10 protein-coding genes are annotated in these 12,799 nt (G+C 59.2%); 6 read left to right on the top strand and 4 right to left on the bottom strand.

The genetic code is table 11. The features are described 5' to 3' along the window. Positions 1 to 380: 380 nt before the first annotated feature. The gene (locus ACN20X_RS07940) at positions 381 to 677 is read right to left on the bottom strand and encodes a YciI family protein (RefSeq protein WP_016454549.1); all 297 of its coding nucleotides are present in this window, start codon (positions 675 to 677) and stop codon (positions 381 to 383) included. A gap of 34 nt (positions 678 to 711) precedes the next feature. Beyond that, complete coding sequence (locus ACN20X_RS07935) at positions 712 to 1,515, bottom strand: SDR family oxidoreductase (RefSeq protein ID WP_043791185.1); 804 nt, start codon at positions 1,513 to 1,515, stop codon at positions 712 to 714. A 264-nt stretch (positions 1,516 to 1,779) separates the two neighbouring features. Here ACN20X_RS07935 and ACN20X_RS07930 point away from each other — a divergent pair, with 264 nt between their 5' ends. The 3 genes from ACN20X_RS07930 (at position 1,780) to ACN20X_RS07920 (ending at position 4,868) form a co-directional block, all read left to right on the top strand. Then, a complete protein-coding gene (locus ACN20X_RS07930) occupies positions 1,780 to 2,217 on the top strand; it encodes a winged helix-turn-helix transcriptional regulator (RefSeq protein ID WP_016454547.1) in 438 nt (145 codons plus the stop codon). Continuing rightward, a complete protein-coding gene (locus ACN20X_RS07925; protein WP_016454546.1) occupies positions 2,214 to 3,443 on the top strand; it encodes a multidrug effflux MFS transporter in 1,230 nt (409 codons plus the stop codon). The genes ACN20X_RS07930 and ACN20X_RS07925 overlap by 4 nt, the downstream gene beginning before the upstream one ends. Positions 3,444 to 3,609: 166 nt before the next feature. Beyond that, positions 3,610 to 4,868 (top strand): IS3 family transposase gene (locus ACN20X_RS07920; RefSeq protein WP_232357001.1). Its coding sequence is split into 2 segments (ribosomal slippage): positions 3,610 to 3,940 and positions 3,940 to 4,868, totalling 1,260 coding nucleotides; the frame shifts between segments, so codons are not numbered across the junction. 337 nt (positions 4,869 to 5,205) lie between these two features. On the opposite strand, the gene ACN20X_RS07915 is transcribed toward ACN20X_RS07920, so the two are convergent. Together ACN20X_RS07915 and ACN20X_RS07910 are read right to left on the bottom strand one after the other, a co-directional pair. Next, entirely contained in the window at positions 5,206 to 6,366 is a 1,161-nt protein-coding gene (locus ACN20X_RS07915; protein WP_016448150.1) for an IS30 family transposase, read from the bottom strand. A 175-nt stretch (positions 6,367 to 6,541) separates the two neighbouring features. Next, positions 6,542 to 7,495 (bottom strand): aromatic alcohol reductase, encoded by a 954-nt coding sequence (locus tag ACN20X_RS07910; RefSeq protein WP_074922799.1) that lies wholly within the window; start codon positions 7,493 to 7,495, stop codon positions 6,542 to 6,544. A gap of 95 nt (positions 7,496 to 7,590) precedes the next feature. Here ACN20X_RS07910 and ACN20X_RS07905 point away from each other — a divergent pair, with 95 nt between their 5' ends. The 3 genes from ACN20X_RS07905 to ACN20X_RS07895 all read left to right on the top strand — a co-directional run bounded on the left by ACN20X_RS07905 (position 7,591) and on the right by ACN20X_RS07895 (position 12,790). Beyond that, positions 7,591 to 8,004: a winged helix-turn-helix transcriptional regulator gene (locus ACN20X_RS07905; protein ID WP_034347780.1), complete on the top strand. Its 414-nt coding sequence runs from the start codon at positions 7,591 to 7,593 to the stop codon at positions 8,002 to 8,004. An 888-nt stretch (positions 8,005 to 8,892) separates the two neighbouring features. Beyond that, on the top strand, positions 8,893 to 10,962 hold the full coding sequence (locus tag ACN20X_RS07900; protein WP_392442605.1) for an IPTL-CTERM sorting domain-containing protein: 2,070 nt from the start codon (positions 8,893 to 8,895) through the stop codon (positions 10,960 to 10,962). A 331-nt stretch (positions 10,963 to 11,293) separates the two neighbouring features. Then, entirely contained in the window at positions 11,294 to 12,790 is a 1,497-nt protein-coding gene (locus ACN20X_RS07895; RefSeq protein WP_473210435.1) for a tyrosinase family protein, read from the top strand. The last annotated feature ends 9 nt before the right edge of the window (positions 12,791 to 12,799 follow it).

Genomic DNA, 12,799 nt, shown 5'->3' with positions numbered 1-12,799 from the left:
GACATCGCTACCAGAGCGCTCATAGATCTCGGTGCGTGTGGCGGCCGGCAAAACCGCTGGTATGTAGACGCCCCTGGGCCCTGCCTCAGCTGCAAGGCGCTGCGAGAAGGCCAACATGTAGGACTTCGTTGCTGCGCAAATACCTTGGGAAGACTCAGGCAGCAATGCATTGAGCCGGTCGGTGGTACGGGCCACCCATACGAGATCGTGGCCACTAGCCGCAAAGCGGCGTGCGTAAACAGCACCAATGCCACTGGAGGCGCCAGCAATAAGAGAGCTAGTCATTTCAACTTCCCCAATTGATATCCACCATTTTTTATGGCAGCCTTGTCAATAAGACAGGTCAGCGCAGAGAGACGCTGCTGCGGAGAAAGATGCGTTCAGTTGCGGGAAGTCAAGCTGGCCATCGTGTAGTGCTCATAGTGGCCAATCCCATTCTTCACGATGGGATCTTCGGATGTAAACGAACCGATCTCTTGGTTGTCGGCGATCTGGTAAAGAGACACGCCGTAGCCATCACCATCGTCAATCACAGGCCCGTGCGCTACGATCACACCTTGCTCGAGAAGACCGTTCATATATTCGCCATGCTGCCTCATCCATGTTTTTTCTTCGCCGGACATGGTGCCCAGGAAATTCGCGCGAGGCGGGACAAATTTGCACAGGTAGTATTTCATTTCGGCTCCTCTCAAAGATAAATGATGCTGGGATTCAAGCTGTTTTCACACTCTTCAATATTGCCCCTTCGAACATCTTGGGCGCATAGCTCTGCAGGAACAGGATCATTCCGGTCATCTTTCCAACGGGGTTACTGAACTTTGGCTTCTTGGTATCGATCAGCTTGGTAATCGTGTTGACGACGGCGTCGGGCGCCTCCGCCTCATCGATCCCCTTCTGTGTCGCAGCATCTGCTTGCTTGCGGTAGGCGTTGTAATCAGCAATACGCCCGCTTGATTGAGACACGGAGTTATGAGCGAGGTTGGTCTTGAACCACACTGGCTCCACCATGCTGACTTGGATGTTGAACGGATCCAGCTCGAAGCGCAGAGATTTGAAGTAGCCCTGGACTGCGTGCTTTGAAGCCGTGTAGTACGAGAGATTCGGCGGGCCGATCAAGCCGACGATGGAGCTGATTGTGATGATCTGCCCATGCTTTTGCGCCCGCAGCCGGGGCAGCAAGGCATTCGTCACTTTGATCGTGCCCCAGAAGTTGGTTTCGAACTGCTGACGTCCCAATTCGACGGGAGTCTCTTCTGCCAGCCCCGTCACCATATAGCCGGCATTGTTCACCAATACATCCAGCTGCCTGACGCTGCGAAACAGCTCTTCAGCGAACGCGTTGATGGAGTTGTCGTCGCTGATGTCCAGACGCAGCAGCTTGAAGGGAACCTTCCCTTCGTGCTTTTCAGGTTCACGGCTGGTGCCGATGACTTCGAAGCCCTGGTTGTGCAGGCTGTTGGCGAGCAGCAGGCCGAAGCCCGAGGATGCGCCGGTGATTAGGACTGTCTTCTTCATGGGTAGCTTCTCCGTAGATGATGGAAATTCTTGAAAACTTTGCCCGGCTGAACGTGCGTGCAGAAGGGCTTTGGGCTATTTGCTATCGGGGTTGGCAGCGCGACCATGAACAAGCCTTCATCAGCCAAGGCATGGCTCACAACCGTTACCTCTCAAGATGAGGCTGGGCTCTCTGCGCGCATGACTCCTTTCGGGCGTGGGTGCTGGACTGAACGATGGGCGCATGTTAGTATCGTTTTAGTACTTAGTCAATACTGAAATGATATGGACTCGAAGAAAACTTCTGAAAGCACTTGCCCCATCGCGCGCAGCCTGGCCTTCCTGGGCGATGCGTGGACTATGTTGATCCTGCGGGATGCGAACGCTGGGCTGACGCGCTTCGATCAGTTCAGGAAAAGCCTTGGCATCGCTCCCACGATGCTGACGAAGCGTTTGGCGACGCTCACGGATGAGCAACTGCTGGAAAAGCGGCAGTATTCGGAGCGGCCACCTCGCGAGGAATACGTCCTGACCGAAGCTGGGAGGGACTACTTGCCCGTTCTCTTCATGATTGCTGCCTGGGGCCGAAAGCACCGTGGCGAAGGCAAGCTGGTTCGGTTTCTGGATGCCGAGACGGGCAACGATCTGAAGCCGATTGCGATCGACGCAGAGACCGGCGCAGAGATCGGGACTCGCGAAATCCGCATGGTGATGCCGGAATGAAGCCAAGCAGTCGGGCTCCAGTGCCGGCGGAAAATCAAGCAGGCACAGCGAACCGTGGCGTAGTTCTTCTGTTGGCTGCGCTCGCGGCGATAGGCGCTTTGTCAACCAACATCATCCTGCCGTCGTTTCCGGCGATGTCTAAAACCCTGGGTGCGTCAGATGCCCAGCTCGGCCTGACACTCAGTGTCTTCTTCGTAGTTTTCGCGGCGGGGCAACTCTTCGTGGGACCTCTGTCTGATCGCTTCGGGCGTCGCAAACTGGTCATAGGGGGCTTGCTGGTCTTCGCGGCTGGCGGGGTGGTGTGTGCCCAGGCGGCGGCTCCAGCCGAACTGATTGTCGGCCGAGCAATACAGGCTGCAGGCGTATGCGCCGCGTCCGTACTTGCACGCGCGATCGCAAGAGATATGTATGAAGGCGAAACTCTGGCACGCGTTCTTGCGATGGTGATCGTGGCTATGGCCGCGGCGCCGGGGTTCTCTCCGCTGCTGGGCGGCATGACTGAGAAAATGATTGGCTGGCGCATGACCTTCCTGACGGTCAGTGCCTTCGGGCTTGCACTTTCAATGTGGTACGCCTTCCGACTTCCAGAAACACACGTCGCGTCGCGGCGGATGCCGCTTGCCGTTGGCCCCATACTCAGGATCTATGCCAGCCTTCTGATCGATCCACGCTTCCTCCGTCCAGTCGTCGCTGTCATGTGTCTCACAGGCGGGCTTTATGGATTCTTCGCTGCTGCTCCATCAGTGCTGATGGGCGCCATCAAGTTGAGCGCGCTGGAGATGGGGCTCTTTTTTGCAGCCACGGTGCCCGTGGTTTTTGCTGCAGGCCTCGCTGTACCAAGACTTTCACATCGCTGGGGTGCAGCTCGAGTCATCCAAGCCGGAATCGTCTTGGCCTTGGTTGGAGGCGTGATGATCTACCTGGCCTCGGTTCGATACCCATCCAGCCTCACAGCGTTCACGTTCGCGCTCTGTGTCTTCCTCATGGGAATGGGCGTTGCCAATCCTCTCAGTACAGCACAGGCGCTTTCTCCATTTGGAGCTCAAGCAGGTGCAGCCTCCGCCATGTTGGGCTTCATACAGATGTCCGGCGCAGCACTTGGCGCCATGCTGGTCAGCACGATGGCAGGGATCTCCCACATGGCGGCGGTAGGACTGCTTATCTCAGTCTTCGCACTTCTTGCTTTCATCACTTTCTGGAACCAGCCCAGGACGGCTGGTTTTTGACGAGATTCCAGTGGATACACGAGGCACACCTTCGCCAGCATGAATTGGATGGAGCCTTTGCCCGACTGCCGCAGCGTGAGGACTCAATGGCCGCAGTGAAATAGCCCCCTGATTCCCCGGCCCCGTCCTATCGCTTATCTTTGAAGATAGGAACAGGACTGTGCATATGACTAGGCATACGGAGTCAATCGAGGTAGTCGTGAAGGACCAGCGCCGCAGGCGCTGGTCTCTCGCAGAGAAGGCGGCGCTGGTGCGCCGAACCTACGAACCAGGCATGAGCGTGTCATTGGTCGCTCGGCAGGAAGGCGTTTCGGCTGGACTGCTGTTCCAGTGGCGCAAGCTCGAACGCCAGGGGGCTTTGACCGCCGTCTCCGCTGGCGAGGCAGTCGTGCCCGCATCCGAACTGGCGGCTGCCCGCGCGGAAATCGCCAAGCTGCAGCGCGTGCTCGGCAAGAAAACCTTGGAGAACGAAATCCTCAAGGAAGCCGTGGAGTACGCCGCAGAAAAAAAGTGGATTGCGCGCTCGCCCTTGTTGCCCGGGGACGACCAGTGAAGACGGTCTGCAGGACGATGGGGCTGGCGCGCTCGCATGTGCGCGAGCTGCTTGGGCGCGGTGAAGACTGGACCGATGGCCGCAGCCATCGCACACCCAGCGACGATGCCGGGCTGCTCGCCGAACTGCGCCAGGAAATTGCCGACTTGCCCAGCTATGGCTACCGACGTGCCTGTGCCTTGGTGAACCGCCAGCGTGCGGCACGGGGCGCCCCGAGGGTCAACGCCAAACGCGTCTATCGCGTCATGGCACAAGCCGCTTTGCTGCTGCCCAAGGCGCCTCGCCGCCGCCAGTCCGCACGCACGCATGAGGGCCGTGTTGCGGTCTCGCGCAGCGACCTTCGATGGTGCTCCGATGGTCTGGAAATCAAGTGCGATTCAGGGCAGACCGTGACAGCCGCCTTCGCCAAGGACTGCTGCGACCGTGAGGTGCTGGCTTGGCGTGCATGGGAGGGCAAGGGACTGCCAGGCGAGCCGGTTCGCGAGATGCTCATCGAGGCCGTCGAACGCCGATTCGGCTCGGTCGAAGCGGTCCCGCAGGGCCAGGAGTTGGAGTTCCTCAGTGACAACGGCGGTGCCTACATCGCCTCCGAAACGAGGGCACTGGCACGCGCGCTGGGCCTGAAGCCCATCAACACGCCCGTCTGCAGCCCGCAGAGCAACGGCATGGCCGAGAGCTTCGTCAACACCTTCAAGCGCGACTATGTGGCGCGCATGGACCTAAGTGACGCGCAGACGGTACTGGCACAACTGCCAGCGGCCTTCGAGCACTTCAACGAGGTGCATCCGCATTCTTCGTTGAAAATGCGTTCGCCTCGGGAGTTCAGGCGGCAACAGGCTGCAGGGGCTGACCAAGTGCTTTATTGCGAATAGGGCGGGGTCGGGAATACGGGGGCAACATCAGCAGGACCCTGCCCCTGTAGCACAAACACACAACTGGAAGAATTCTTGCGGAACGCCACTGAACACGCAGCGCGTCACGCAGATAACTCGTTGATTTCTCACGTCCTCGCAAGCCATGCGCCATCGATCTTTAGAGAGATGCGCCACTGGACTTTCGTCTGTACGGAAAACGCGCCACTGGACTTTAGTTTTTTAGACCAGTAAGGCTGAGAGCGAGCTATCGGCCGAGGCGCAAGGGCTCAGGGCCGATGTGCGGCGGCGTAGCGGGTTGCCAAGGGCTCTCGTGTGGCAGCTACCGACGGTGGATTCAACCGGTCAACGCAACACACTCATCAAACATTTCAGCAGGTGTTCTGAACCCCAGCGTCTTCCTGGGACGCTGGTTCAACTGCCTTGCAATCGCATCCAAGCTCTCCTGTGAGTAGCCCGACAGATCCAGGCCTTTGGGAAGGTACTGCCTGAGTAACCCGTTCGTGTTCTCGTTGGTGCCCCGTTGCCATGGATGGTGCGGGTCGCAGAAGTAGACCTGGATGTCGGTCGCCAACGTGAAGCGCTTGTGCCCCGCCATTTCCGAGCCGCGATCCCAGGTCAAGGAGCGGTAGAGCTCATGCGGCAGGCTCCTGGCATGTCTGGCTAGGGCCGCAGCCACGGTGTACGAGTCTTTGTCCACCAGCTTGACCAGCATCACATAGCGCGTGTGTCGCTCCACCAAGGTCGCGATCTGGCTATGAGCATCGCCGAACAGCAAGTCTCCTTCCCAATGCCCTGGCACGGCCCGATCTTCTATACAGGCCGGACGTTCGCTGATGGGGACGGCACCGACGATTCGGCCATGGATACTGGTCTTTTGCGTGTAGTGCCGTGAACGACGCATGCCTCTGGTGCGCCGCAAATGCTCCAGAAGCTCCTTCTTCAAAGCGCCCCGCGTCTGGACAAAGAGCGTGCGATAGATGGCTTCGTGGGACACCTGCATGCTCCTTTGCTCTGGGTAGGTCCGTTTGAGCCAACCGGCGATCTGCTCAGGCGACCATCGATGCTGCAGTTTGCCAGCCACGATCTGCGCCAGGGCTGGATTGCTCGCCAGCTTGCAAGGCTTGGGGCGGTGCGCACGCTCCCAGGCTGCTTCATCGGCGCGCGCAGCCCTGTAGCAACTCTTGCCACCGTTGCGGTGAAGCTCACGGCTGACAGTGGATGCAGCTCGCCCCAATCGCGCGGCAACGCAGTGGATGGATTCGCCCGCAGCCAATGCCCGCGAGATCTCCTCGCGCTCAGCGAGAGTCAGTGCCAATCGTGATCGATGACGCGCTGGCGGGCGGATTCCGCCGGTTGCGGCCAGGATGTTCTGAATGGAGGTATGCGGCCGATCGAACAGCTTGCCGATCTGGTGCAGGGTATCGCCCTTGCTCCAGCGATCCCACATCATCGCCTTCTGTGCTTCGGTGTAGTAGATCCGAGGTCGTTGCTTCATGGCCAGCACTCCTTGCGCCAGGTGCAGTCATTGTGTTGCATCGACCGGTTGAATTCACAACCCGTTGCTGTCGCTCAGTTTCAGTTTGCGGGAGTCGGCTTTCGAGCAGTCGTCGCTGATTGCGGACAGATTCCGTTGCCAACTGATAAGCCAGAAACGCTCGCCTTAAAACCCATCATTTGTCGCGGCGAGATGCCAGGTTTGCATTAATCCACGACGACACGTCCGTTACCGGAATGGAGCGGCGTTGGTTGAACGTGCCGCTCTTGGCCCACGACATGCCGCGCCCCTGGGCAAAGGCTGCACGGTACTTGCTCATCATGTTTTGCGGGTCGCGCGCCAGCTCATCCAGCAGGTACTGCTCGGTCCATACCGACCGGGTGAAAGAGCGGCCAAGGCCCGCCTCCAGCTTGTCCGCCACCTCGCCGTAAGTCACGGTGTCGCCTGCCAGATACACAATCTCGTTGCGGATGCGCGGTTGGGCGAACACCACTTCGGCCGTCAGCGCGCCGATGTCGTCGGGAGTGGTCAACGTCACTGCAGTATCAAGGCTTCCCAGGGCGTGGACCGCATCGTTGTGCAGGTCGACGACGCCGAACTCGGGCTCGAACAGGTAGCTCATGAACATGCCGGTGGAAATGATGACCCACTCCGTCTGAATCTGGCTGCGCAGCAGCTCACGCACGTCGAGCTGTGCGTCGAAGATGTCCTGCGGGCCGCCCCGGCCGATCACGTCGAAGTCGACCCCGAACTGCCAGGGGAAGTACCGGGGAATGCCTGACTGCAGCGCGGCCCGCGCCAGCTTCATCGGTGTGTTGATGCCGGCTGCATAGCCAGCGCACCCGATCACCGTGTCATAGCGTGCGAAAACCACGGCAAGCTCATCGATGGAGCTTTTCACCAGGTCGCCCAGGACGATCTCGATGCCGAGGCTACGAATCTCCGCGATATCCCGCTGCTTGGCAGACGCGGAGGAATCCACGGCGCTGGCGCGCAGCAGCACGCTGATCTTGCTACCAGCCACGCTCTTGGCGCGACGTGCGAGGTTGCGAAGCACCGGCAGGCCGAGTTCGCCGGCACCGAGGACGAGGATGCTTCGAGACGTCGCGCTAGGGTCTAATTGGTTCATCGTGTGGACAGGAGAATGAGAGAGTTCTGGCAGTCTAGCCACGCACCGAAGATGATGTAAGAAGGCACACGCGTGATACCGAGAGCAAAACCACAGTGAACCGAGACGAAATTCTTCAATACGCGCAGAACGTTTGCGATGGCCTGCGAGACGATGACGATGGGGTGCGACGCGAGGTGCTTGCGCATGCCGGAAACCGCTGGTCGCTTGGCATTCTTCATACGCTGGGGGTGTATGGCAGGCTGCGCCACGCGGAGATTGGCAGGCGTATGCACGGCGTCACCCAGCGCATGCTGACGCTGACACTGCGGCAGTTGGAGCGTGATGGCTTAGTGCTGCGCCATGACTTCGAAGAGGTGCCGCCCAGGGTGGAATACGAGCTGTCGGAAACCGGCATGGAGTTGCTCCTGCGCATGGTGCCGCTGTGGACGTGGATCGTCGAGAATGCAGACCACTTTCGGGAAGCTAGGCAAACGTTTGACACTCTTCACCGCGATGCCGACTCATAGGCTGCTGCGGTGTTGACTAATAAAGCGGTCAGCCAAGCAGTCATTGCCAACGGCAGCTTCTGGCCGACAACTGTCCTTGTGCGAGGGCAAGCCTTTCTACGGAGCGCTAAGCGCCCCTGATGTCTCGCATAAGCCTCCCTGTAGCGGGCGGCATGGTGGCCGCGAAGTCCCCGGGAGCGCGTCACTCAGGCTCGATTTGAGCCATGCAAAAGATGCTCACCCCTCATCGCGCCAGTGAGGCAGGTCGGCCGAGTACTCGAAACCACCCCGCACAGGTCATCGCCAGAGGCTTCGCTCCTCATCCGCGCCCGACCTGGTCAAGCTCCCCTCTAGGGCTGGCCCGCCATCGTGCCACGAAGGCGGAGCTTCCCTCCCTTCGACTCCACAGAGGTCACCAGCCGAGGCTTCGGTCTCGTTCGCGCCTGATCTAGGGCAGTCACTCTGCACGGCTGGCTGATTTTGGGTGCGCTCAGCCCCACGGCCAGGGGCGCCCTCAATGCGACGTTAGGACACAGCCCGCAAGGCTGCATGGTGATTCAGCGCCAGCCTTTCGCCGGAAGTTCTGTGTGCTCCTGCAGGCCTCGCTTCGCCGCTGGGCAGCGCGGGCGCGCCCCGAAAAAACTAAAGATCAGTGGCGGAAGAACTAATGTGTTGTGGCGTTCCGCAACTCTCTCCTACCCCAGCACCTTCTGAAGACGCGCCTGGCAACGCGATCTGCTCAGACTTGCTCAGATTCAGAATGTTTCTTTTTGTTCTAATTTGTAGCAAAAGTCTCACTATGAGACCAAGGCCCAAACCTCCGGTCTAAGCAAGTCTTCTTTCCAGCCTCCCCAATCCTCAAGGCGTGCATTGCAAGCTTTCAGGGGTTTTCCTCAAAGGTGTCCACACATGATTCAGCGCCGTTCTTCGCAGCACGTCCTCGCCGCCGCTTCGCTCTCACTCATTGCCTGTGCCGTAAGCGCCGCCGATTACGCCTACATTCCCAATTCAGGCAGCAGAACAATTTCGGTCATCAATACCGCGACTGGCGAACTTTCCACCACATTAAGTCCAGCAAGCATGGACGCAACGTTAAATAATAACATCTACACTCTTGCATTGCGACCAGGCGCCAACAATGAGTCGTGGTTCGGGCAATATCTATCAAACAACAAACTAGGCGTCATTGACACGACAAACAACACACTGAAGACAGTAATCAATGGTACTGGAGGCTCTGTAGCCATAACTTTTTCTTTAAATGGCGCAATAGCTTATGTCAGTGACTACTCCGGTCAAAAGCTGCATGTCATTGACGCCACCACAAAACAGATAACGAACAGCCTGAGCACCGGATGCCAGACCATCGCCTCTGCACTAAGCGCTGATGGCGCATCGCTTTACGTACGGTGCGATTCTGGGGTAATCCAAAAACTGGACACAGCAACTAACACGTTGTCCACGTTCCCAAATACCACCACTAATGGTTATGGGTTAGCTTATGACCCCACAGGCAGCGGAAAGCTTTACGCTTCCAACAATTCAGCCCCAATTGTTTATCTGCTTAACTTATCGGATAATTCGGTTACTCAGATACCAATAACTGGACTTCAAGGTGCCGCTAGTAAAGTCGCAGTACGCAAAAATGGCAGCAAGCTGTATGTCGGAGGAGGAAATAATGTACTCCACATTGTTGACACTGCTAACACCTCAACGCAAACCTCGATCACACTGAACGGTCCAGCATCTACCATTACAGGGCTTGGTATCTCGGCAAACGATGCGGCGTTGTATGCCATTACATCGAATGGCACAGTCCATGTCATTGATGTCGCCACCGATACGGAAACCAAGACGATATCTGCCGCAGCCGGCGCCTCTTCTTTCTGGATCTGGGGTGACTTCCTCGGCAACGTCGTCGCCAGTGCCACGCCGGGTGGACCCTCGGTGGCATCGATTGCCCCGCAGGGCACACCATCAGCCAGCGCCACAAGCATCAATTTCGCAGTGACCTTCAGCGAAGCGGTCAACGGAGTGGATGGCACCGATTTCGCGCTGACCACTACAGGCACCGCCACCGGCACGATGGGCACGCCATCCAGTGCCGACAACGGCATCACATGGACTGTACCCGTCACTGCCATCAGCGGCACGGGCAGCCTGCGCCTGGACCTCAACAGCAGCGGCACCGGCATCGAGAGCACCGCAGCAGCCAAGCCCATTGCAGGGGGCTTCGCGACAGGAACCGTGCACAACGTTGATGTACAGGTGCCAGTCGCTGGCGCTTGTGGCACGGCGGCGGGCCAAGCCACGGCACTGGCCCCTGCAGCGGGCCTGTGCAGCGCGGGCACGGCTACGGCGATCTCCAGCGCCAGTGGCAAATACACCTGGCAGTGCCAGGGCTTGAACGGCGGCAGCGCCAACAGCTGCGAAGCCCCCTGGTCCACCGCTGGAGGCAGCAAGGCAATGGTCGCACTGCAGACAGCCAACGGTTGGCAGGTGAGCAACGCCAGCTTCAGCACCACGCCACCCGCGACCGCTCCGCAAGGCGTGACTTTCCCCTCTGGACTGCTCTCGCTGAATCTCAGCAGCGGCAACCTGGGCAGCGATGCAACCGTCACCCTGAACTTCAGCACACCGGTGCCTGCAGGCGCGGTATACATGAAGTACGGCCCCAGCCCTGATGGTTTCAACTGCCAAGGCGCAGCATGTGCTCAACCACACTGGTACCAACTGCCTGCCAACCGTGCTGTGCTGGCATCGGACCGGCTGAGCGCCACGTTGACGCTGACCGACGGCGGGCTCGGCGACAACGACGGCATAGCCAACCAATCCATCCAGGATCCGGGAGGCTTTGCACTGCTGGCAGCACCCGCCAGCACTGCAGCGATTCCCACCCTGTCTGAATGGGGCATCATCGCGCTGTCGTCCCTTCTGGCCATGTTCGGCATCGCAAGAATGCGCCGCCGCCAGGGCTGAAAACAAAAGCCACCTTCGGGTGGCTTTTTTCCATTTCACCGACCGCGAAGCGAGCAACCGGGCTTACCGCTCTCTGCCGTCCCTCAATGCATTTCCTTGATAGCTCCATGGCAAGAACCCAGAACCCGGCTCCAACACAAAAAATCGTCACCGTCAGCTGACTCAATGCCTACCATGGGTCAATACTGGAAATCCTCAATTCAATCCCATTGAGATGATCGCAATGTGAATGCGATCTCAATATCAATTGAAATGCCCTACCCGACACAATAAAAAAAGCAATTCCTTGCAAAATAAAATCCGCCTTCATACACTCCAGCCTCCAACTTTCATGGAGGAGAACGCAATGACTGGAATTCGTCGTGATGTCAATCAAGGTGGAACTGTCTGGAATGAAACGCTGATCTGGTATTCCAAAGCCGTGGGGCACCTTTACTCTCTTCCCATTACGGACAGGACCAGCTGGAGATATCTTGCCGCCATTCATGGCATCAACAAGAGCGGCTGGATCAGTGCCGGCGTGCTCTCGGCCAAGGACCCTTTGCCACCCACCTCCGAAACCGAGGAGATGTGGGACCAATGCCAGCATGGCACCTGGTACTTTCTTCCCTGGCATCGCGGCTATCTCGCCGCATTCGAAGCCATTGTGGCGAAGACCGTCAAGGAGCTTGGTGGCCCTGCCGACTGGGCGCTTCCCTATTGGAACTACCTGAATTCCAGCAATCAGGCCGCACGCAACATACCCCAGGCTTTCCTGGAAGAGAAATTGCCGGATGGTTCTCCCAATTTCCTGGCCAAGGCCAGGCGCAATGGGTCAAAGCGCCTGGGACCAACGCCTGACATTCCCCGTGATATCACGCTGGGTTGCCAGGACTACCACCGCTTCACCAGCGCTCCCGGCACCTTGGAATACGGCGGTGGCATCACCGCCTTTTCCCATGACGGCAGCGACACTGGCGCCATTGAATCCAATCCGCACAATCTGGTTCACATCATGGTCGGCGGACTGCAGGAGCCCTATGGATTCATGTCAGACCCGGACTATGCCGCCCTGGACCCGATTTTCTGGGTGCACCATTGCAATGTGGACCGGCTTTGGGCAGCCTGGCTGACCCAGCCCGGCAACATCCAGGACAACAGCGCCGCCTGGAGCAACGGCCCTGCCGGCCGCGGCTTCGTCATGCCGGACACCGAAGGAAAGCTGGCCTCCTATGATCCGGGTGAAACCCTGCCGGGCGGTGCGCTGGCCCCTGACTATGACAATCTGACCAGCGGCACGGGCGCCACCACGCTCACGGCCAGCACGGCAAGCCTCACACCGCAGGAGATCGACATGCCCGCAGAATTCTCGACGGTCCCGCCGCCCGCGCCGCGTGTACTGGGCTCCAATGCGGAGCGGGTCATCGTGGGCCGCACGCCGCGGCTGACCACCGTATCGATCGCGGACCCCGGTGCCGCAAAGGTCGAGTTGCTGCAGGCAGGCGCCGCGCTGCCGCGGCCACAGCGCTACTTTCTTCACCTGGAAGGCATTCGCGGCAATGCGCCCAGCGGCGTGCTGACGGTCTCCATCGGCTCGCCCGGGGCGGCGGCACGGCATGCAGACACCGTCGCCCTGTTCGGATTGGCCAAGGCCTCGGCCAGCGACGGACCGCATGGAGGCAACGGACTGGGCGCCACCATCGACATCACCGATGCCACGCAGGCCATCCTGGACGCAGGCGGCAGTCTGGACCAGTTGAACGTGGCCATCGAACAGCCCGAAGCCGACCCCGGGCGCGAAATCACCGTGGACCGCGTGAGCGTGGTCGCACAGGACGCCACCCGCTAAGGCCCGCGT

Source organism: Delftia sp. PX-1 (assembly GCF_055797465.1).
This window is presented reverse-complemented; position numbering and strand designations above follow the sequence as displayed.